Source organism: Cryomorphaceae bacterium (assembly GCA_017798125.1).
Taxonomy (GTDB): Bacteria; Bacteroidota; Bacteroidia; order Flavobacteriales; family ECT2AJA-044; genus ECT2AJA-044.
This window is the reverse complement of sequence record CP059070.1, coordinates 1,294,376-1,315,832: the sequence shown is the minus strand read 5'-3', so window position 1 is coordinate 1,315,832 and position 21,457 is coordinate 1,294,376. Positions and strand designations below refer to the sequence as shown.

At 50.6% G+C, this 21,457-nt stretch carries 17 protein-coding genes; 5 read left to right on the top strand and 12 right to left on the bottom strand.

Translation table 11 applies throughout. The annotated features are described in order from the left end of the window. Position 1: 1 nt before the first annotated feature. Entirely contained in the window at positions 2 to 1,075 is a 1,074-nt protein-coding gene (locus tag HZ996_05535) for a PorV/PorQ family protein (protein ID QTN38635.1), read from the bottom strand. Positions 1,076 to 1,136: 61 nt separating this feature from the next. Between HZ996_05535 and pssA the strand changes: the two genes are divergently transcribed. After that, positions 1,137 to 1,856, top strand: coding sequence for a CDP-diacylglycerol--serine O-phosphatidyltransferase (gene pssA, locus HZ996_05530; GenBank protein QTN38634.1), 720 nt, complete (start codon positions 1,137 to 1,139; stop codon positions 1,854 to 1,856). Next, positions 1,853 to 2,104: a phosphoribosylformylglycinamidine synthase subunit PurS gene (gene purS, locus HZ996_05525; GenBank protein ID QTN38633.1), complete on the top strand. Its 252-nt coding sequence runs from the start codon at positions 1,853 to 1,855 to the stop codon at positions 2,102 to 2,104. Before pssA ends, purS begins: the two co-directional genes overlap by 4 nt. Here the strand turns inward: purS and HZ996_05520 are convergent. The 6 genes from HZ996_05520 to HZ996_05495 are packed head-to-tail and all read right to left on the bottom strand — an operon-like array spanning position 2,077 to position 6,819. Beyond that, positions 2,077 to 2,880 carry an SDR family NAD(P)-dependent oxidoreductase gene (locus tag HZ996_05520; GenBank protein ID QTN38632.1) on the bottom strand — a complete coding sequence of 268 codons (804 nt, stop codon included), beginning with the start codon at positions 2,878 to 2,880 and terminating at the stop codon, positions 2,077 to 2,079. The genes purS and HZ996_05520 overlap by 28 nt on opposite strands. A gap of 12 nt (positions 2,881 to 2,892) precedes the next feature. After that, positions 2,893 to 3,621 (bottom strand): LPS export ABC transporter ATP-binding protein, encoded by a 729-nt coding sequence (gene lptB, locus HZ996_05515; protein ID QTN38631.1) that lies wholly within the window; start codon positions 3,619 to 3,621, stop codon positions 2,893 to 2,895. 17 nt (positions 3,622 to 3,638) lie between these two features. Continuing rightward, positions 3,639 to 4,664: an alpha/beta fold hydrolase gene (locus HZ996_05510; protein ID QTN38630.1), complete on the bottom strand. Its 1,026-nt coding sequence runs from the start codon at positions 4,662 to 4,664 to the stop codon at positions 3,639 to 3,641. Beyond that, a complete protein-coding gene (locus HZ996_05505; protein QTN38629.1) occupies positions 4,661 to 5,014 on the bottom strand; it encodes a carboxymuconolactone decarboxylase family protein in 354 nt (117 codons plus the stop codon). Before HZ996_05505 ends, HZ996_05510 begins: the two co-directional genes overlap by 4 nt. Beyond that, complete coding sequence (tatC, locus tag HZ996_05500; GenBank protein ID QTN38628.1) at positions 5,007 to 5,852, bottom strand: twin-arginine translocase subunit TatC; 846 nt, start codon at positions 5,850 to 5,852, stop codon at positions 5,007 to 5,009. Before tatC ends, HZ996_05505 begins: the two co-directional genes overlap by 8 nt. A gap of 1 nt (position 5,853) precedes the next feature. Further along, positions 5,854 to 6,819 (bottom strand): KpsF/GutQ family sugar-phosphate isomerase, encoded by a 966-nt coding sequence (locus HZ996_05495; protein ID QTN38627.1) that lies wholly within the window; start codon positions 6,817 to 6,819, stop codon positions 5,854 to 5,856. A 123-nt stretch (positions 6,820 to 6,942) separates the two neighbouring features. Here HZ996_05495 and HZ996_05490 point away from each other — a divergent pair, with 123 nt between their 5' ends. Then, positions 6,943 to 9,132, top strand: coding sequence for a RecQ family ATP-dependent DNA helicase (locus tag HZ996_05490; protein ID QTN38626.1), 2,190 nt, complete (start codon positions 6,943 to 6,945; stop codon positions 9,130 to 9,132). A 42-nt stretch (positions 9,133 to 9,174) separates the two neighbouring features. Here the strand turns inward: HZ996_05490 and HZ996_05485 are convergent, their stop codons facing one another. Beyond that, the gene (locus HZ996_05485) at positions 9,175 to 9,543 is read right to left on the bottom strand and encodes a sulfite exporter TauE/SafE family protein (protein ID QTN38625.1); all 369 of its coding nucleotides are present in this window, start codon (positions 9,541 to 9,543) and stop codon (positions 9,175 to 9,177) included. Between the two features lie 9 nt (positions 9,544 to 9,552). Then, the gene (locus HZ996_05480) at positions 9,553 to 12,807 is read right to left on the bottom strand and encodes a hypothetical protein (protein QTN38624.1); all 3,255 of its coding nucleotides are present in this window, start codon (positions 12,805 to 12,807) and stop codon (positions 9,553 to 9,555) included. Positions 12,808 to 12,940: 133 nt separating this feature from the next. Here HZ996_05480 and HZ996_05475 point away from each other — a divergent pair, with 133 nt between their 5' ends. Further along, on the top strand, positions 12,941 to 14,791 hold the full coding sequence (locus HZ996_05475; GenBank protein QTN38623.1) for a T9SS type A sorting domain-containing protein: 1,851 nt from the start codon (positions 12,941 to 12,943) through the stop codon (positions 14,789 to 14,791). A gap of 11 nt (positions 14,792 to 14,802) precedes the next feature. Here the strand turns inward: HZ996_05475 and HZ996_05470 are convergent, their stop codons facing one another. The 3 genes from HZ996_05470 to HZ996_05460 are packed head-to-tail and all read right to left on the bottom strand — an operon-like array spanning position 14,803 to position 18,323. Beyond that, on the bottom strand, positions 14,803 to 16,149 hold the full coding sequence (locus HZ996_05470; GenBank protein QTN38622.1) for an FAD-dependent monooxygenase: 1,347 nt from the start codon (positions 16,147 to 16,149) through the stop codon (positions 14,803 to 14,805). Positions 16,150 to 16,152: 3 nt separating this feature from the next. Next, positions 16,153 to 17,436: a kynureninase gene (gene kynU, locus HZ996_05465; GenBank protein QTN38621.1), complete on the bottom strand. Its 1,284-nt coding sequence runs from the start codon at positions 17,434 to 17,436 to the stop codon at positions 16,153 to 16,155. 35 nt (positions 17,437 to 17,471) lie between these two features. Continuing rightward, positions 17,472 to 18,323, bottom strand: a complete 852-nt coding sequence (locus HZ996_05460; protein QTN38620.1) for a hypothetical protein — start codon at positions 18,321 to 18,323, stop codon at positions 17,472 to 17,474. Between the two features lie 33 nt (positions 18,324 to 18,356). On the opposite strand from HZ996_05460, the gene gcvP reads away from it, so the two are divergent. After that, positions 18,357 to 21,266, top strand: coding sequence for an aminomethyl-transferring glycine dehydrogenase (gcvP, locus tag HZ996_05455; GenBank protein ID QTN38619.1), 2,910 nt, complete (start codon positions 18,357 to 18,359; stop codon positions 21,264 to 21,266). The last annotated feature ends 191 nt before the right edge of the window (positions 21,267 to 21,457 follow it).

Sequence of the window (21,457 nt, the reverse complement as noted above, 5' to 3'; positions counted from 1 at the left end):
TTTACGATTGCTTACGAGCGAAGTTAAGCTTTAGGGAGAAAACGTTGGAATACACGGCTACACTTTGGTCTCCAATATCGGTGAGGGCGTAATCCAGAGAAATGTTCTGGTAGCGGAAGCCAATGCCCAAGTTGGGTTGAAAGGTCCAATAGGAGCTATCGTCAAAGTCAATGGCCTCTTGAACATTTCCGACGCCCATGCGCAAGAAGAGAAAGTCACGGTATCCGAACTCGAGCCCTAAGGAAGGGTCAATACTGGCAAAATCGCTGGAAATCAAAGTGGGACGACGACCATCGAAGGTGGTCACCAGGTCAATTTCACTATACAGACTGAAGTTGTCTCCGAGCACAAAGGCGCGTCCCGCCGCCAGGGTCAATCTGGGCGCGGTCAACTCCAATGCATCTGTAGGGATCTCGTTGCCTGTTGCGATGAAGACCTCTTCAAGTTTATCTGTATTGAATCTCCATGCATTGAAGGTGGTGGTGGCATCGCGCAAAGTCGCCGCGAAGCTCCAGGCGTTGGTGTGGTACTGCGTTCCCAGATCGAATCCAAACCCAAAGGCATCTGCAAAATCTCCGATGCCTCGGTAAATGAGTTTGACGTTCCCACCTACACTTAGGCCCTCAATATTGGTATTGCGTGCGTAGCTCAAGAGCAAGGCGTAATCCGCTGCGCTAAAGAGGTTGATGCGGTCGTAATCGATGTTTCCATCCTGGTCGATGAGCTCACTGGTGTCCAAGATGTCGTCCACACCAAAACGAATCAGGGAGGCCCCAAAGGTGCTTTGATCATCTATGGGAGTAGCCCCCGCCAAATAGTCGTAATTGGCAATGCCGGCGAAGTATTCCGCGTGCATCAAGCCGATTTCCCAGCGCTCGCGCAAATGGACCAGACCGGCTGGATTCCAATAACCCGCTGTTACGTCCTGTACGCTGGCCACCACGGCATTGCTCATACCCAATGCGCGAGCATCCACCCCGATGGATAAAAACTCGTTGCTGTACTTACGTACCTGGGCTTCTGCTGGAACAGAAAGCAAGAATGCACATAAGGCGACAAAAGAGAGGCGCTTCATGTCTGCAAAGATGGATAACATTTCAATACAACAACAGAAAACTCGATATATTGCGCTTCACATGAATTGGAGATCAGCCATACCCAACGCCCTAACCATGAGCAATCTGCTCTTTGGCTTACTTTCGATTATCTATGCCTTTCACGGCAACTTCAAGTGGGCGGCTTTTTGCATCATTTTAGGAGCCCTTGCGGACCTGTTTGACGGAGCTGCCGCCAGAGCGCTAGGCGTAGCTGGCCCATTGGGTGTTCAACTGGACTCACTGGCCGATGTGGTCACCTTCGGGGTTGCACCAGGACTCTTACTGTACACCTTATCGGCGGAGTTGGGCGGAGCCAATGGAGGAACTGGAAACTGGGCTTGGGACATCGTGCCGCAGGCACCCTTAATGATTCCGCTTTTCTCCGCATTTCGACTGGCCAAATTCAACATCAGTACCGATCAAAAGACACACTTTTTAGGCCTCCCGACACCAGCTATGGCCTTGGCCTCGCTGTTCATTCCGCTCTACTACACGTACGGAGCGGGCGATAGTCTTTGGCTGAGTCCGCTACTTATTGCGGTGTGGTCGGTGGTGATTTCGCTGCTGATGGTCTCGAATATTCCGCTGATGAGTTTTAAAGGATCGGGCCGTGGATGGGCAGAGAATAAGTGGAAATATCTGATGCTCTTTTCCATGGGTGCGAGTCTTGGCTTCTTTGGTTGGACAGGTATACCGATTAGCTTACTTTTGTACCTGCTTTTTAGCCGAATACATTTTAACCGATTATTGAAGTCATGAGATTCCGCGCAGAAATCAATGTAATGCCCTTACCCGCTCTCTTAGATCCACAAGGAAAAGCGGTGTCTACCAACATGAAAAATGTCGGTTTGGCCGAGATCGATTCGGTGCGTATTGGAAAGCACATCCACTTGGAAATTGAGGCGGCTGATCGCGATACAGCTCAAGCCAAAGTTGACGAAGCGTGTCAGAAGCTTCTCTGCAACAAGATCATGGAAAACTACGAGTTCGAGCTCTTCGAACTCTGATATCCCGTTCGGCGCATCGCCCAGCGGAAGGTTCCCGGAAAATAACGACTTAAGACGATCAAGAACCGCATCATAGGGGGCTTGATGGTAATGTTTTTTGGCCTGTGCACCAGTTGAGCAACAGCGCGTCCTGCCTGCTCTTCCGTCAACGTGCGCACCAACCAATCCACCACTTTTGGAATACGCTCCTCACTTCGCGCATTGGTGGTGAAGTAGGGTGAATCTACTTTCCCCAAAGAGATCAAGGAGACTTTGAAGTCCGTGGAGTGCAAGTCTGCTTGCAGCGACTGCGCAAAGCCTTGCATGGCTGAACGGGAAGTGGCGTATCCAATGGCACCCGGAATAGGCACGTAGCTGGCTACCGAGTTGACAATGATGAAATGTCCCGTACCACGCTTTCTCATGAGATCGTAGAAAACCTTCACGGTATAGGCTGTAGCGAGATAGGGTGATTTTATGGTCTCGAAGTAATGTTCGGCGGTTGACTCCTCGAGCGAAAGCCATTCGCCCGCACCAGCACTGTTGATGACCACGTCGGGAACACCTCTTTCCTCGGTGATTTGCGAAGCTCCGCGCTGAACAGCCTGGGGGTCACTTAAATCGATGGAATAAGTAGAGACGTGCTCTCCACTTGGGTCAAGCTCCTGTGCCGCGGCTTCTAACTTCTCTTGATTGCGAGCAACGAGAACAACGTTCGCGCCTTCGTTCACAAGGATTCGAGCAGCTGCTTTACCAATTCCGCTGGAGCCCCCTGTAATGAGGATCAGTTGATTCATCAAGCTCAGAGATTAGGAGCGACGGAGCTCAAATTTTTCGCCGAGGTATACCTTACGGACTTGTTCGTCCTCCGCCAATTCCTCAGCAGAACCGGACTTGAGAATGCGCCCTTCGAAGAGCAAGTAAGTTCGGTCGGTGATGCTCAAGGTCTCCTGAACATTGTGGTCTGTAATGAGGATTCCGATGTTCTTCTCTTTGAGCTTCTCGACAATGCTCTGAATATCTTCCACCGCAATGGGGTCTACACCTGCAAAGGGCTCATCGAGCAAGATGAACTTTGGATCAACCGCCAATGCTCGAGCAATCTCGGTACGTCGGCGTTCCCCACCACTCAGCAAATCTCCACGGTTCTTGCGGATGTGCTGAAGGCCAAACTCGTCCAACAAGTCCTCGAGTTTATCTTTTTGTTCCGCCTTGGACAACCCGGTCATTTGAAGCACACCTCGAAGGTTGTCTTCAATGCTGAGCTTCCTAAACACGCTGGCTTCCTGAGCCAAATAGCCTACGCCTTTTCGAGCGCGCTTGTACATCGGAAGCTTGGTAATGTCCTCATCGTCGAGGAAAACACCGCCTTCATTGGGCTTTATAAGGCCTACAATCATGTAAAAGCTCGTCGTTTTTCCCGCTCCATTGGGACCCAACAGCCCCACGATTTCGCCTTGGTTGACTTCAACACTGACGCCTTTCACTACCGTGCGCTGCTTGTAGCGCTTGACCAAATGTTCTGCTCTGAGTTTCACGTGTTGCTAAAGTAACGCTATTCGGTTGGAATTCGCATGCCGGGCTCTCGAACGAAGCCGCCCATGAGGTCCATAAAACCTTCCGGGAATCGCCCTTGATCGCGCATGCTTTCATCCGCGTGGAAATAGGCCTTGAATTGAATTTGTCCTTCGCGTTTAGCCACCGGGAGTACGCGCTCAATATTGTCCCGCAAGGGTAGGGTCTGGTCTTCCCGGCCGTAAATCAAGAGAACCGGAATGTCCAGGGAGGCATAAGAATTCACGGGATCGAAATCCAAGTTGCGGGCGCTCGGATTGACTTGACAAGAGTCAAATGGAGGCAACTCCGAGGGAGGCTCGCGATGGACGAGATCGCTGAAGGCAAAGAAGTCTTCTAAATCGTACATGCGCTCATCATCTCTGAGGAGTGAATCTTCACGCATCCACGCTTGGTACCCTTCACGGGTGCGCAAGTAATCCACATAGCCCGTTAAGTATCGTGTAAAACGCTCGGCAAACTGCTCTGTCCCGCCATTCTCTAAAACAACGGAAGCCACTTGATATCGAATCTGCTCACGAGGTGTGATGTTTGGCGTAGAGATGCCCAGCATGAAGTCCGCTGGAGCGCGGTCATGGGCAAAGTGCATCACCCATCCACCCTGGGCAATAGACCAATAGCCCAATCGGTCCGAATCGATGTCCTCTCGATTCTTCAAAAGAGATAAGCCAGCAGCTGCATCGGATCCCAAATCGTTTAAATCCGCATACCACATGACTCCTCCGCTTGCGCCACAGCCCCGCTTGTCGTAATTGAGGACCGCTACGCCCTGATGTACTAGAGCACGCGTAAACTCTTGATAGTTTTTTCGGGTCGCTGGGGCAGCACCGTGAATCATAACCACTGCTGGAAAAGGACCCTTCCCTTTGGGCTTACTCAATACGCCATGGAGGGTATCGCCCAGCGAGGTAAAGGAGACTTCCTCGGTTCGGATGGCCGAAGTTTTCGGGCCGCAGGCCCCAAGAACTAAGAGGAATAGTCCGGCTATGAGGGCAATGCGACTCACCCTTTGGATTCGTTTTCTAGAGCATCCCAATACTCAGCTGCTCTGCGCAGGTGTGGGATGACGATGGTTCCTCCAATCAGTTGTCCTATGGCCAAGGCTTCGAACGTTTGCTCTTTGCTCAGGCCGACTGCGTGGCATCTTCCAAGGTGGTATTTGACGCAATCGTCACAGCGAAGCACCAATGAGGCAACCAGTCCAATTAATTCCTTCGTCGGGACATCCAAAGCACCTTCCATAAAGGCGTTGGTGTCGAGGTTGAAGATGCGCTTGATGACTTTGTTATCGGCCTCCAAAATGAGGTCGTTCAAGCGGCTGCGGTTTTCGTTGAATTCTTCGACGATGTTAGCCATGGGCTTCAGCTTTTTTCTGATTTCGGATCACACGAGCAGAGATGAAAATACTGATCTCATAAAGTACCAGAAGTGGTAAAGAGACCAGGATTTGACTGGCGATATCCGGCGGAGTAATAATGGCGGATAGAACGACGGTCACCACAATAGCATGACGACGGTAGGTCTTCATCATTTGCGGGGTCAGGAGGCCCAGCTTGGTGAAGAAGTATACCAAGATTGGGAGCTCGAAAATGAGTCCAGTAGCCAAGGTGACCGTGGTGACGGTTGAAATAAAACTTCCGAGGTTAATCTCGTTCGCCACTTGTTGGCTGACCGTGTAACTCCCCAAGAAATTGACCGACAACGGCGCAATCATGAAGTATCCGAAACTCACCCCAGCCATGAAGAGCAGGGAGCTGAAGAATACGACTCCACTCGCGTATCGACTCTCCGATTTCTTCAATCCCGGCTTGATGAAGCGCCATACCTCCCAAAGGACGTAGGGAAAGGCCACGATGAATCCGGCAATCAAGCTCACCCAAATGTGGGTGGTGAACTGACCGGCCATGTCAATATTTTGCAGCGTGAAAGGAAGTTCGGTCATGCAGAGCGCATCGTCCAGTCCCAAGGCTTGCGACAATAGGCAAAACATGCGGTAGGTAACGAAGTCCGCGTTCTTGGGTCCGAAAATGATGACGTCGAATACAATACTCTTGGCCACAAAAGCGACAATAGCAAAGAGAATAACGGCTCCTGCGGAGCGAATCAAATGCCAACGAAGAATCTCGAGGTGGTCCAAAAAGCCCATTTCGGCGCCTTCGCCGTCGGTGATTTGTTTGGGAGGCTGTTCGCTCATATCAAATAATCCCTTCCTTCAAGATATCGTGCAGATGGATAATGCCTTTGTACTCCCCTTCCTCAACCACCACGAGCTGGGTGATGTTCTTGTCTTCCATTTGATGTAAGGCTTCTGAAGCCAAAGTTTGGGGCTCCGCATATTGAGGAGACGGGGTCATGATGTCCCGTGCCTTCACCTGAAGGACATCATCTTCGCGCTCCATCATGCGACGCAGATCGCCATCGGTAACCACTCCAACCATTTCGGAGCCGTCCAAGACAGCGGTAATCCCAAGGCGCTTGGTCGAAATCTCCACAATCACTTCTTTAACCGACGCATCTGCTTGTACTGATGGACGCTCGTTCTGAGTGTACAGATCAGCCACGCGAACGTAGAGTCGTTTCCCCAAGCTTCCACCGGGATGATAGCGGGCAAAGTCTTCAGAGCTAAAGTTGCGAAGCTCGAGTAAGGCAACCGCAACGGCATCTCCCATGACGAGCTGGGCCGTGGTGCTGGATGTAGGCGCCAAATTATTGGGACAGGCTTCTTCCTCTACTGCTGTATTCAGTACGAAATTGGCCTGTTTTCCGAGGTAGCTATCGGATCGGGCCGTGAGGCCCACGAGCACATTGCCCATGCTCTTAATCAAGGGCAAGAGGGCTTTGATTTCGGGCGTATTCCCACTGTGGCTTAAAGCCAGGACGACATCATCCTTCTGGACAATACCCAAGTCGCCGTGCAGGGCATCGGCCGCGTGCATGAAAATAGCTGGCGTCCCCGTAGAGTTGAGCGTCGCGACGATTTTGTTGGCAATATTTGCACTTTTTCCAATACCGGTGACAATAACTCGGCCATTGGAGCGATAAATGGTATCGACGGCATTCGCGAACTCATCTCCGATTTGTCCTTTAAGGCCTTCCAAGGCTTGAGACTCAATGGATATGGTGCGCAATGCAGACTCTATGATCTTATCAGAATGTTCCAAGTGAATGTGCGCTATAGGTTGGTGAACTTGCCAAAATGCACTACATTTAGGTTAGTACCCTCGAAATGAGTGACACACAGCGCTACAAAAGTAATTAAAACCGTAACACTCGACGGGCCCGCTATGTCTCCCCCCCTGAAGAAATCACTAAAGCAGTATTTCGGCTTTGACAAGTTCAAAGGCCAACAGGATGCCATTGTTCAAAGTGTATTGAACGGTGAAGACACCTTTGTCATTATGCCAACCGGCGGTGGAAAGAGTCTATGCTATCAACTGCCGGCGTTGATGAGCGAGGGAACGGCCATTGTGGTTTCACCACTGATCGCCTTGATGAAAAACCAAGTGGATGCCATCCGCGGGTTCAGTGAGGAAGAAGGCGTGGCCCACGTATTGAACAGTTCCTTGACCAAGAAGGAGGTCACGCGAGTTAAAGAAGACTTGTTAAGCGGCATCACCAAGCTTTTGTACGTGGCTCCAGAATCCTTGACCAAGGAAGACAACATTGAATTCCTCAAGCAGTGTAAGGTGTCTTTCTACGCTATTGATGAGGCCCACTGTATTTCGGAATGGGGGCACGATTTTCGTCCCGAGTACCGGAACCTGAGGAGCATTATTACGCGAATCGAACGCGCACCCATCATTGCCCTTACGGCCACGGCAACGCCCAAGGTCCAAGAGGACATCCAGAAGAACCTAGGCATGGAGACAGCCAACGTCTTCAAAGACTCCTTCAATCGACCCAACCTATACTACGAGATTAGGCCGAAGGTCAACGTGATCAAAGAGATCATCAAGTATGTAAAGAGTCAACCAGGAAAATCGGGAATCGTCTACTGTCTTTCGCGCAAGAAAGTAGAAGAGCTGGCCGAGACGCTTCAGGTGAATGGGATTAAAGCCCTGCCTTATCACGCTGGGCTGGATGCCGGAACTCGTGCCAAACATCAGGATGCTTTCTTGATGGAGGACGTGGACGTCATCGTGGCTACCATTGCTTTTGGGATGGGGATTGACAAACCAGATGTGCGCTTTGTTCTGCACCACGATATTCCCAAATCGCTGGAGAGCTATTACCAAGAAACGGGGCGAGCTGGCCGTGATGGCGGCGAAGGTGTGTGCATCTCCTTCTACAGCTATAAAGACATTGAGAAGCTCGAAAAATTCATGCAAGGAAAGCCCGTCGCTGAACAAGAAGTGGGTCATCAACTCTTGCAGGAAGTGGTCGCCTATGCGGAGACCAGTATGAGTCGACGCAAGTTTATCCTCCACTACTTTGGCGAAACCTGGGACGAGCGCAATGGCGAGGGCGTAGGTATGGACGATAACCAGCGCTATCCTAAGGAGCATTTTGAAGGTAAAGAGTTCGTACTCAAAGCCCTTCAAACAGTTCGGGAGACGAAAGAGCGCTTCAAAATCGAGGACCTCAGCAAATTCTTATCGGGCATTCGAAATGCGACCATCGAAACCTATAAGCTCGATGGGCACGCGGAATTCGGAAGCGGAAAAGACAAGGATATGGCCTTCTGGCGGATGGTGTATCGCCAGGCGATTGTGGCCGATCTGCTTCGCAAAGAGATTGAGACCTATGGCATCTTGAAGATTACCCCATCTGGAGAGGCTTTCTTGAACGAGCCGACTTCCTTTATGCTGGCCGAAGACCATTACTTCGACATTGCTGCAGAGGCCGATGAAACCAATGCTTCTACCGGTAATACCGGCGGGGCAGACAAAGAACTGGTGAAGATGCTTCGCGAACTGCGCAAGAAAGTCGCGGCATCCAAAAACCTACCCCCCTATGCCGTTTTCCAGGAAGCCTCGCTCGAAGACATGGCCATCCAATACCCCATCGATCTCGAAGAGATGAAAAACATCTTTGGTGTGGGTGAAGGAAAGGCCCGAAAGTTCGGTAAGCCCTTTGTCGAGCTGATCGAACGCTACGTTCAGGACAACAACATCGAGCGTCCAGACGACATGGTGGTCAAAACAGTGGTCAATAAAAGCGGCCTGAAGGTATACATCATTCAGTCCACCGACCGCAAGCTTCCCTTGGAAGATATTGCCGCCGCCAAGAACCTACAAATGGATGATCTCCTCACCGAGATCGAACGCATTGTGTACTCCGGCACCAAGGTCAACATCGACTACTATCTGACGGACATGCTCGAAGAGGATCAGCAGGAGGAAATCTTTGACTACTTCATGGAGGATGCCGAAACGGATTCCATTGACGAAGCTATGGCCGAATTCGATGACGAGTATTCCGAAGAAGAGTTACGCTTAATGCGCATCAAGTTCTTGAGCGAAGTTGCCAACTAAACGGCCTTAAATTCCTGATTCTGGCCCTGCGGGCCGATTCTATTATTTCCCGAAAATGAGCTTGAGCGCCGCGAGGAGCATCATGACGCCAAAAATCTTGCGGAGCATCCTTTGGTCGATCGCAATGGCCATTTTACTGCCGAAATAGCCCCCCACCACAAAGGTGATGGCAATGATCAAGGCAAATTTCCAGTCGAGGGCTCCAGCCTTGTAGTAGTTGATGCAGGCCAAAATTCCAACGGGCGGAAGCATCACCGCCAAACTGGTCCCTTGTGCGGCGTGCTGGGACAATCCCAGAAAGAAAACCATGGCAGGGACCATAAGGATTCCTCCTCCGACTCCCACTAAACCACTAACCACTCCTGCGGCCAGTCCGATGAGAATAAGAATTAAAATGGTCTGAAGATTCATGGACGCGATTTAGAAATCGAGTCCTAAAGATATATAAAAGATGCTGTCACGTACGACGCCGTCTTCCCAGCCCCAGCCCCAATCAGCTTTAACAAAATACCCGAGCATACGGGTTCGAAGACCGAAACCATAACCCGCCACGATGGGCTCCACTTGCGTGTTCAAGTTCACTGAGATAGGTCCTTGTTCAATGGTCTCCGTATTCAAGAAATTCTCTTCGCTATATGGGGTCAGTCCCGTCCAAGCGGTTCCAACGTCAGCAAAACCCACCACTTGGAAGTTCGTCAAGAAGTCCGAACGCAAAGGACGATTGAACAAGTAACGGAATACCGGAATACGTAGTTCCGAATTGAAAACGGCAAAGGAAGTACCGTTTCGAATGTTCTGGACAAAACCACGCATGGGAGTGGCCAGGGTCTGGAAAACGTAGTTCTGACTAAAGTCAATACTGCGGCCAAAATTGTAGCGCGGGCTAAACCAATTGTCTACCCCACCCATGAAGTAGGCTAACTTTTCATTTCCCCAACTGCTTCCTCCGGCAAATCGATTGGCCCAGATAATGCTTCGATGCACTGGCGTGTATTTTCTGAAGTCGAATCCTGCCGTTATAGTGTGCCCTCCAGAAGTCAAGTTCTGGTAGTACTCTCCAAAGATCTTCCAGCGAGAGCCCTCATAGAGGTTGAGCCCCTTGTTGATGGTGTTGTCAAAAACCAAAGTTCCTTTCCCAGTTACCCACTGGCGTTGGAAATTAGGTTGATCCAAGGTGACCTGATCCGTCGCCAAAAGCACGTTCTGATCGAAGCGGTAAGTTCCCGAACCCGTGACGGCAAAGACTTCACTAAACGGCCAGCTGACCTTGTAGGTCACCTCGTGTGTTTGCGTTTTCACCACAAGGTTGTTGTCCAAGAACGCGCGCTGACCACGGCGGTGCAATATCAAGCTCTTATCCAATCGATGCTTGAGATCCTTGAAGACCAAGAAGAATTCATTGTTGTTCAAATCGACGGAGAGTCGGAAGGCACCAATAATCTTGTAGTTCTCCATCAAATCACCCAAACCAATCTTGAAGAGACCATTGAAGCTCGGGTTCAAGAAGAGCGGCTGACCACCGGTAAAAGGCTGGTAGGTTTCGTTGATGAAGCTGTTGTCCACCTGGGCCGTAAAGAAATCGGTAAAGAAGGCGGTAACATAATTACGGGCTTGCGGAATCTTGAACTGAGGGTTCTTTGCGCCCGCTTTGGCCACATTGTCCTTGGGAAATTGAACTTCGGGAACGTCTGAACGATTGTCCGCCACTTGTTTTTCCTCGGAGGATTCGCTCTTCGGCTTTTCGGGAGTCTGATTGAATTGCTCGTAGACCTCTTCACCGAATATGTAGTTGTTGATGTCAATTTCTCGGACCACATCAACTTCGCGAACCTCTTGAATCACCCCGACCTCAAAGTTGTACTCCTTTCGGCGCCTTGGCGCTGGATCAACCAAGGGCGCTGTGGCGGTAATTTCTCTTAATTCTTCAGCGGGTATGAACTCCTCCTCATTCAACCGGAATCGACCTTTTTCATAATGGATGAATCCCAATCGATTCGATTCCGCATTTCCGGACTGCTGGATGATGTTGTAGGGGAAGTTCGTGACCTGGAAATTGTCGTAAATGTAGCGGTAGTGGGTGGTGGTATCTACATAGGCCACGGCACTATCAATGTGCACCATATGCCGGTTGCGTGTTCCTCCTCGATCACTCAAGTACGCTATATACCCCGGCTGGTATTCATAAGGCACTTCTTCATTGACTTGCGGCGTGTTGGTCAAACGTCGCAGTTGATCTCCACCGTTTTTCAAATCATACCAGAAAAGGTCATTGGTCGGCGAGAACTCAAACAAGGTGTCGGGAACGTTCAGTGTATCGCCCAGTCGGTTTGAAGAAAACACCACAAACTGATCGTCCAGGATAAATCTCGGGTGGTGGTCGTCATAAATATCGTTGGTGATCTGCTCAAAGGTATTGGACACTACATCGTAGATGTACACATCCGTTTGTCCTCTTCGTATCGCCGACAAAAGCAATCGCCGCCCATCTTGCGCATAGGAGATGTCCGTGATCTTATTGAACGTATACAGTGGACGAGATTCAAATTTCTTCTTTCTCAGGTCGTAGATCCCCAAGAACGTCAAGCCTTTATCTTCGTAAATCATCGACAGGAAATTCCCTGTCGGATGCCAGGTCAACAGCGGATAACTGTAATCCGTGTTTTGAGCAATCCTGTACCCCTTTTTGATGATCTTCTTTTTCTTGTCCTTTCGGATATCGACCAAGTACACCTTGTACAAGCCCAACTCATTGCGCACATAGGCGTAATGACTCCCCGTCGGGCTAAATCGGAACTGCGATAACACCTGGTCTTTTTTGGCCTTCTTTAGCTCTTCCGTATCGGGCGGCTTGAAGTCCTTCAGCACGCCATACCTCTTTTCGTAGTAGGCCATCCAATCCTCTGCTACACTAGTCAATGATGAACCTAGTACAAACAAGAATCCAGAATCGACATTCCGATTGATGATGGTCATAAACAGGATGTGCGGAATCACCTTCTCCCCGTAGGTATTCACCACATAGTTCCAGAAGCTGTGTCCTGCATAGCGCGCATCATCACCGCTCAGCGAATTAAATCGCTTGTACTTGTTGCTCAAGATTCCATCGCGAACGCGACTGTCAACCTCCACATTCCACGGCTGAGCAATGAAGCTCTTCAAGCCTTCCGTGTACCATTCCGGCAAGTGAACAAGGGTACTGCTGCGAACCGCATCCTTCAGACTACCCCCGTAAATCAGGTTCTGAATCACGATCTCTGCCACTCCAGCCCTAATCTGCCGGATAAAGTCATTGTGGTCCCCATTGAAGTAGACGAACATGCGCGTTCCTACAATGGTCGTTTGCCCACCCGTATTGTAGTCCTCCTCTGTACTGAGATTGATGTTGCTCTGTTTGAGGTCCGACATGTTGTTGAACACCAGAATTTGAAGCCGATCATCGACTGGAAAATCAAGGTATTTCTCTATTTCCTTCAGATGCGCATTGACCTCACGAGCGGCGAACTGAGCGAGCTCCTTTCCCTCCTTGTAGTAGTATACATCGTACCGCTCGAAGCGATAATAAGACCAGAGAAAATCATTGTATTGAACACGGTTTTTACCGAATTCTTGTTGCATACCGTAATAGAACTGACCGGCGGCGCTGAAGCCGCTGCCCAGGAATACGCCCAGGAGCACCAGGTATGTCGAAAACTTTTTGAGCAATGTACTGATCAGTGAACTACCGAAGATAACAAATATCCTCGGCGGGTTGCATGGGTAAAAACGTGGAAAACGCGTCAAATGTTGGCTTTTCCCTATTTTTAACTTCATGAAAAGACTTCTTCTCTCGTTTGTCGCTTTGAGTTTCTTTTTTTCGGCCTACGGCCAGATTAGCCATAAACGCATTAAAGTGGCCCCGACCAAGGTCGTTCGCGTCAATCCCATGGCCGAACGGGTCGATTATTCGCCCCAACTCATCACCCTTGAAAAGCCTACTCCTGGGAAGCAAGTCAGCCCTAAAGAATTGGCCAAGATCAAGGCGAACGCGCGCTTTGGGACGCACAAATCTTCCGGGCAATCGCTGACCGATACCGCGGACCGACCGATCCTGATCAAGGAGTGGGCCGCCAACTCTGCGGACGGCGTGCCCAATGACAACTCCGGCGCCGTATCCAAAAATGGATACATGATTACCGTGTTGAACTCGCGGATTCGCTGTCACGATTTAGAAGGAGACAGCACTTTATGGCAAAGCTCATTGGGTTCATTCTGTGTTGATCTCGGTTTCGGAAACGCGAAGTACGACCCAAGGGTGGTCTATGACCCAGACGCCGATCGCTTTATTGCCGTTTGGCTCAATGGATTCACCTATCAAACCAGCCAAGTCATTATTGCGGTTAGTGCAAGCCCGGACCCATCGGATGACTGGCTTCTCTATTCTTTACCGGGCAATCCACTGGAAAACGACACTTGGAGCGATTACCCGCACATTTCCTTGTCGACACACGATCTGTACATCACCTTCAACACCTTCTTCAATGGCTCATCCAACAACAGTGGATATGTAGAATCTACATTTTGGCAAGTGCCATTGCAACAGATGTACGACGGAACGTTGACAGAAAGCAACTATTACTACGATCTCGAATACGGCAATCAGCCCATGTTTAACCACACCGGAGTCCAAGGCGGCTCTGAGCTCTACGGCCCGGACTTCTATCTTTTGAACACGCGTAACCTAGACCCTCAGAACGACACCGTATTCTTGGTGCATGTGACTGACCACGGCCTTGGCGATCCCGATCTTGAGATCATTCCCGTGGTCATGGAAAATCCGTACGGTCTTCCTCCTGAAGCGCGACAAGAAGGTTCTCCTACTTTTGACACCAATGACGGCCGCGTCCAAGACGCCTTCATGGAGAACGATCAAATCCAGTTTGTTCTGAATACACGAGATTTCACCAACAACAGCGCGGGAATCTACCATGGCGGAATCAAAAATATCTCCACCGGATCGTATGAAACTTGGGCCAATGTGATCTCTCGAGACACCATTGATTTGGCTTACTCCAGTTTGACCTATACCGGAAAGAGCTTCTTGGAAAACGATGCCATGCTTACTTTTCTCTACAGCGGAGAAACTCAGTACGCCAGCTTCGGAGCCATCTACTACGACAACGCCGGAAAGTACAGCCGAATCACACCCATTTTGAAAGGAAATGGTGTAGTCAATGTCTTGACCAGCATCAACGAACGCTGGGGAGACTATACAGGTGCTCAAAGGGATTACAGCAATCCAGGAGCCGTGTGGGCTACGGGAAGTTATGGGCGTTCTGGATTTGGGAAGGTCACGGGAACCAGAGCCGGACATTTACACGCACCGACCATTGACCTTCCTCCGACAATTCCCGATGAGACGTTTGAAGGAATTCTATTCCCAAACCCCAGCGCGGACCACTTCTATATTGAATTCGTATTGGCTTCGGCGCAGATGCTGACCTTCGAAATTGTAAGCGTGAATGGACAGTTTTCGGACGTGCTTCTAAAGCGACAAACACCCATTGGAGCGCATCGCTTTTCGTTCGATACGGCTCATCTACCTGCCGGTCACTACGTACTAGTGGTCAAGGGCAGCAATGGGGATCAGATCAAGCGCGAGCGCGTGATCATCATGGAATAAACCCCATTGGGTTAAGCGTACTCTTCTAAGAGTTCGAGCATCTTCTCTTCCACCTCAATGGTGTCCCACATTCGATGGATGGCGGGCATGGCCATAATTTGCGCCATGATCTTGTCTTGACGCTTTCCTTCTGCTAAGGCCTCGGAATATGGAATATGGCTAAAGGTGACCATGGAATATAGCGGCATCCACTTTTCCGGATACTTGGCGTAGAACCGCGCCTCGATTTGCTTCTGAAGCAAGAATTCTGGGTCACCCGTCAAGTCGCGCATCTCGACAAAGTTGCGCATAGCCAAATCCGCAATAGCATCTGCATTAGGTTTGCGCGAGGCTTCAAATTTCGGAAAGACCTTGGCCCAATCATCACCGTGAATATCCAAGAGTTCGGCAAAAACGGAGCAATCTTCAAAACCACTGTTCATCCCCTGCCCGTAAAACGGTACGATGGCATGCGAAGCATCTCCCATCAAACATACTTTTCCGTTGCGACTCCAAGGGAAGCAGCGAATGATGACCAAGCTCGCTGTTGGATTCTCAAAATACTGATCGGCGTAGTCTGGCATCAAGGGAATGACGTCTGCAAACTGTTCCTCGAAAAAGGCACGCACCTCATCCTTGGTATTCAGCGTATCAAAGCTGGGGTCTCCTTCGTACGGGAAGAAGAGCGTACACGTGAAGCTTCCGTCCGTATTGGGAAGCGCGATGAGCATGTAATGCCCCCGCGGCCAGATGTGCAAGGCGTTCTTTTCCAGCTTGTGGGTACCGTCCTCATTGGGTTCAATGTTCAGCTCCTTATAGCCGTGTTCGATGTACTGCTGTTCGTACGAAAAGCGATCGGTTTTCTGCATCACAGCGCGCACCGCTGAAAATGCTCCATCTGTTCCAAAGAGGGCATCCCCTTCAACGATGGAGCGCTCTCCTGTTTCGTAGGATTCAAAATGCGCCGTCGAAGTATCTAAATCTACATTGGTGCACTTCTGGTTGAAGTGGAGTTTGACTCCTTTCTTTTCCGCGAGGTCCATAAGGCGGGCATTCAACCCACCGCGCGATACACTGTAAATCGCCTGGCCTTCCTTCCCGTAGGCTTGGTCCGTCAAGGTTCCATCCTTGGCGTGCATGACACGCTTGTACATGGGAATGGCCACATCGCGCACGTCATCCGCGATTCCGGCACCCTCTAGTCCCTTCCAACCTCGATCACTCATGGCCAAGTTGATGGACTTTCCGGCAGAAATGTCCGTTGCTCGCATATCGGGCCGACGTTCGTAGATGTTCACATCGTGACCGCGGTCTTTGAGGTAAATAGACAATAGAGATCCGACCAAGCCGGCTCCGCTAATATTGATCTTCTGACCCATGGTTCAGGATTTTAATTCGTTGAGCGCTTCATCCAAGTATTGGCCAAAGCGGTAAATGTCTTCGTAGCTGTTGTACATCGGAACAGGTGCCATCCGAATAACGTTCGGTTCCCGCCAATCGGCAATCACACCTTTTTCGGTGAGCTTGTCAAAAAGCGCTTTCCCTTGACCGTGCATCAACACGCTGAGCTGACTACCGCGCTGAGTCACCTCACGCGGTGTAATAATTTCGAAGGAAGCTTGGTGGGCCGTGGCGACTGAATCAATAACATATTCGAGGTAACCCGTGAGGTCTCGTCGCTTATCGGCCCGTAGGGCAAAATCCATTTGATCAAATTGATGGAGGGAAGCTAGATGGGGCGCCATAGCAAAGACCGGGGCGTTACTGAGCTGCCAGGCCTCGGCCGACTCGATTGGTTCGAAGCCGGGTTCCATTAGAAAACGGCGTTCCTTGTTATGGCCCCACCAACCCGCAAAACGGTGTAATGCTTTATCTGCGTGATGGCGTTCGTGGACGAAGATTCCGGAGACGCTTCCTGGACCTGAATTTAAGTATTTATAACTACACCACGCAGCAAAATCGGGTCCCCATTCATTTAATTTTAAATCAACGTTCCCTGCCGCATGCGCTAAGTCCCAGCCAACGCGGGCTCCAACGCCGTGTGCAGCGCGCGTAATTTTTTCCATGTCGAAGAGCTGGCCGCTGTAGTAATTGACTCCACCGATAAAAAGCAGCGCCAATTCACCCCCATTCTCCTCAATGGCCTGGAGAAGATCCTCCTCGCGAATCAGGTGTTCCCCTTCCCTGGGCCCAACCTCGATCAAATGCTCTTCGGGATCTAGACCGTGAAACTTCAATTGGGACTCCACCGCGTACTGATCGCTTGGGAAGGCCTTGGCTTCCGTCAGTATTTTGGTTCTTGGCCCTTCGGGCCGATAAAAGCTGACCATCAATAAATGAAGGTTTGTGGTCAAGCCATTCATCGGGACGACTTCACTCGGCTTGGCTCCCATCAGTCGAGCTAGGCTCTCCAAAAAGAATTCGTGGTAAGGCATCCAGGGGCGTTTTGCCTGAAAATGGCCTTCGACGCCGTAGGTCGCCCAATCATCCAATTCCTGCTGAATGTACTCCTTGGCTTTCTTCGGCTGAAGACCTAAGGAGTTTCCCGTGAGATAGACAACGTCCTGCCCTCCGTGCTGTGGGAAGTAAAACTCCTGACGAAAATGGCCCAAGGGGTCCAATCGATCTTGTTCACGGGCAAATTCGAGGGAAAACTGGTAGTCCATTCAGCTTAGGTTTGAGGCCTTAAAAGTAGGAAACTTCAAAACAACTGAGCCAGCCACAGCGCCATCAACCAAAGCAAGCTCAAGCCTTCTATTCCAACGCTGTAATAAGGCTCTGGTCGGTCGGGATTCGACATAAATAGGCCAACGGCGGCCAATTCCGCAACGCCGATCAGGGCGATCATTTCGGGCAGCGTATAAAACCCTCGGCCCCATTGCCAGACAATGAGCAGGTCCATGATCAAGATGGCGAAGAGTCCAATTCCCTTGGCCCCATTCATTCCATAGCGCTGAGGAATGGTCTGGAGCTCTTTGCCGTCAAAGGGCAAATCCCGAATGTCAAAAGGCAGGGTGATGGCAAAAATGAACAAGAAACGCTCAGCAGTCAGTAAGGCCCCCTCAACGCTACCGAATGCACCAGCTTCTATGGCGGGCAGAGTAACGGTCACAAGAGACCACAAAAGCGCGATCATGAAGATTTTGAATCCCGGCACTTCGCGCAGTCGTCGGCCTTTTTTTCCGGGCAAGCGAACCGCATATAAAAAGGAGAGCCCCCCAAGTGGAATAATGAACCACTGAGTCAAGCGCTCGAAGTGAAAAAAATGATAGGCCGATCCGGACAAACCGATCACGACTAGGGCTCCTATCAAGAGTCGATGTTCATTGATCCAGCGGTGTAAAGGAGCCTTCGGAGCCTCCTTGAGATCTAGGAGTTGATAGAGTCGCATGAAATTGTACGACGCCAAGGTGGAAAAGAAGGTGAACCAAGTGATGCGCGAACTGGTTAAGTCCAGCAAAATGACCGACGAATGAACCAGAGCGGCCGTACAGAGCGCCACGAAAATATTCGTGTAAACGAAGTAACGTCCGACGCGTGGAAGCTGGTACATTTTGTAATTTTGCGGTCTTAATTCAGCTAAGATATGAACACCGATTCTTTCTTGTACCGACATGTAGGCCCACGCGAAGCAGACGTGGCCGCAATGCTGGAAACCATTGGCGCCGATTCAGTGGAGCAATTGATCTCCGAAACCGTGCCCGATGGCATCCGCTCAAAGGCGGATTTGGACTTGCCGATCGCCTTGTCTGAATATGAATTTATGAACCACGCTCGCGAGCTTGGTGAAAAGAATCGCCTGCACCGAAACTACATCGGTCTCGGATACCATGACACCATCCTTCCTGGAGTGATCCAACGCAACATCTTGGAAAACCCGGGTTGGTATACGGCCTATACGCCATACCAAGCTGAAATTGCACAGGGTCGATTGGAGGCCTTGGTCAACTTCCAGACCATGATCATGGAGTTGACCGGAATGGAAATCGCCAATGCATCACTGCTCGATGAAGCAACTGCGGCGGCAGAAGCCATGACCATGCTTCACGCTGCTCGCCCTCGTGATCAGAAAAAACGAGGAGCGGATAAGTTCTTCGTATCTGAAGAGATCTTTGCCCACACCTTGGACGTCTTGATGACGCGTTCGGTTCCGGTTGGAATTGAAATCGTCGTCGGCGATCACCGCACCTTCGAACCGACCGATGAATTCTACGGCGCTTTGGTTCAATATCCAGGACGTAGTGGAGAAGTATTCGATTACCGCGCTTGGTCGGAGAAAATGAAAGAAGCTGGATTGGCCTTGGCCGTTGCCGCGGACATCATGAGCTTGGTGCTGTTGACCCCTCCGGGAGAGTGGGGAGCGGAAGTGGTTGTCGGTACCACACAGCGATTCGGAATCCCCTTAGGATATGGTGGACCACACGCTGCTTACTTCGCAACGAAAGAGAGCTACAAACGTCACGTTCCTGGTCGAATCATCGGAGTATCTATGGATGCTGCCGGAAAGCCTGCGTTACGCATGGCCTTGCAGACCCGCGAACAGCACATCAAACGCGATAAAGCCACCTCCAACATTTGTACGGCACAGGTACTGCTCGCCGTTATGGCCGGTATGTACGGGGTGCACCACGGGCCCAACGGACTGCGCAACATCGCGCGAAAAATTCACGGCCTGGCTGGTGCCCTTGCCGAAGGCTTGACCTCTTTGGGCTATGCCATTAAAAACGAGAATTACTTCGACACCCTGACGATTGACTTGGGCGAGTCCCTGCTATGGACGGGCGATTCAACACAGCCGATTGCACGATTGGCGGAAGAGCATGAAATGAACTTCCTCTACGTCGATGATCGCACGGTTTCCATCGCGTTGAACGAGACCACTCGCCTGAGCGACGTTCAAGAAATACTAGAGATTTTTGCAACGGCCAAAGGGGCATCTGTGGAGGTGCCAGAAGCCATCGTGCCGTTAGGCACAAAACTCGGAGAAGGATTAGAGCGTACGTCATCCTTTATGGAACACGACATCTTCACCAAGTATCATTCGGAGACCGATATGATGCGCTACATCAAGAAATTGGAGCGCAGAGATTTGTCTTTGAATCACAGCATGATCGCTTTGGGTAGCTGTACCATGAAGTTGAACGCGGCTACGGAAATGATTCCGTTGACGTGGCCAACATGGGCGAATATTCACCCATTTGCTCCAGTAGAGCAGGCGGCAGGCTATCAGGAAATGTTCCGCGAGTTGGAGCGCTACCTCGCCGAAATCACCGGTCTTGAAGCGACTTCACTGCAACCTAATTCTGGAGCTCAGGGAGAATATACCGGACTCATGGTGATTCGCGAGTACCACTGGAGTCGTGGAGATTATCATCGAGATATTGTCTTAATCCCTAACAGTGCCCACGGAACCAATCCGGCCTCTGGAGTTATGGCGGGAATGAAGGTAGTGGTTGTCGCTTGTGATGAGCGCGGTAATATCGACGTTGAAGACCTTCGAGCCAAGGCCGAAGAGTACAGCGACCGCTTGAGCGCATTGATGATCACTTATCCATCCACGCACGGAGTTTTCGAAGCCAGCGTACGCGAGATCACCGACATCATTCATCAGCACGGTGGACAAGTCTATATGGACGGGGCCAACATGAATGCCCAGGTCGGGGTGACCAGCCCGGGAATGATTGGCGCAGACGTTTGTCACTTGAACCTGCACAAGACTTTTGCCATTCCACACGGTGGAGGCGGTCCTGGAATGGGTCCTATCTGTGTTGCCAAGCACTTGGTACCCTTTTTGCCAAGTCACGTCATGATTCGAGTCGGTGGAGTTGACGGTATGAGCGCGGTGAGTGCCGCCCCATGGGGAAGCGGACTGATCTTGTTGATCAGTTATGCCTACATCCGAATGCTAGGGCCCGAGGGTTTGACTAGAAGTACGGAGTATGCCATCCTCAACGCCAACTACATCAAAACGCGTTTGGAAGAGCACTACGGTATCCTTTACTCTGGCGAGAATGGACGTTGCGCTCACGAGTTCATTTTGGAGTGTCGCGATTTCAAGGCCGCTTCCGGAGTTGAAGTGACCGATATCGCGAAGCGATTGATGGATTATGGGTACCACGCACCTACTGTGAGTTTCCCCGTTGCCGGTACGTTGATGATCGAGCCTACGGAAAGCGAAGGGAAGAATCAATTGGATCGCTTCTGCGATGCCATGATCCAGATTCGCGAGGAAGTTAAAGCCCTGGAAGAGGATCGCGTACCAAAAGATGATAATCCGCTGATGAATGCGCCACACACCTTGGAGATGGCTATGGCCAGTGAATGGAATCATTCATATTCCCGCCAGGAGGCAACTTTTCCTCTCGCTTGGATAGAGCACAATAAATTCTGGCCAACTGTGCGACGGATCGATCAAGCCTATGGTGATCGACACTTGGTGTGTTCTTGCGAACCCATGGAGGCCTATGTGCAAGAAACGGCAGAAAGCATGGCTTAATGTTCGCAAATGGAACACTCAGTGTTTCGAATTGATACAATTACAAAAGAGGCCTCCGGGCCTCTTTTTTTGTTTTCCCTTGATTTTCAACTTCTTATACTTTTTGGCACGGCAATTGGCTTTAGTCGGGTGTAGCAATCGTAGACCTTTCGTTAACACGAACGTCTGTAGCCAGACGACAGGTTTTCCTC

Coding starts and splice junctions, on each gene's coding strand:
- HZ996_05535 (QTN38635.1), bottom strand. CDS start 1,075: ATGAAGCGCCTCTCTTTTGTCGCCTTATGTGCATTCTTGCTTTCTGTT.
- pssA (QTN38634.1), top strand. CDS start 1,137: ATGAATTGGAGATCAGCCATACCCAACGCCCTAACCATGAGCAATCTG.
- purS (QTN38633.1), top strand. CDS start 1,853: ATGAGATTCCGCGCAGAAATCAATGTAATGCCCTTACCCGCTCTCTTA.
- HZ996_05520 (QTN38632.1), bottom strand. CDS start 2,880: ATGAATCAACTGATCCTCATTACAGGGGGCTCCAGCGGAATTGGTAAA.
- HZ996_05505 (QTN38629.1), bottom strand. CDS start 5,014: ATGGCTAACATCGTCGAAGAATTCAACGAAAACCGCAGCCGCTTGAAC.
- tatC (QTN38628.1), bottom strand. CDS start 5,852: ATGAGCGAACAGCCTCCCAAACAAATCACCGACGGCGAAGGCGCCGAA.
- HZ996_05490 (QTN38626.1), top strand. CDS start 6,943: ATGTCTCCCCCCCTGAAGAAATCACTAAAGCAGTATTTCGGCTTTGAC.
- HZ996_05485 (QTN38625.1), bottom strand. CDS start 9,543: ATGAATCTTCAGACCATTTTAATTCTTATTCTCATCGGACTGGCCGCA.
- HZ996_05475 (QTN38623.1), top strand. CDS start 12,941: ATGAAAAGACTTCTTCTCTCGTTTGTCGCTTTGAGTTTCTTTTTTTCG.
- HZ996_05470 (QTN38622.1), bottom strand. CDS start 16,149: ATGGGTCAGAAGATCAATATTAGCGGAGCCGGCTTGGTCGGATCTCTA.
- kynU (QTN38621.1), bottom strand. CDS start 17,436: ATGGACTACCAGTTTTCCCTCGAATTTGCCCGTGAACAAGATCGATTG.
- HZ996_05460 (QTN38620.1), bottom strand. CDS start 18,323: ATGTACCAGCTTCCACGCGTCGGACGTTACTTCGTTTACACGAATATT.
- gcvP (QTN38619.1), top strand. CDS start 18,357: ATGAACACCGATTCTTTCTTGTACCGACATGTAGGCCCACGCGAAGCA.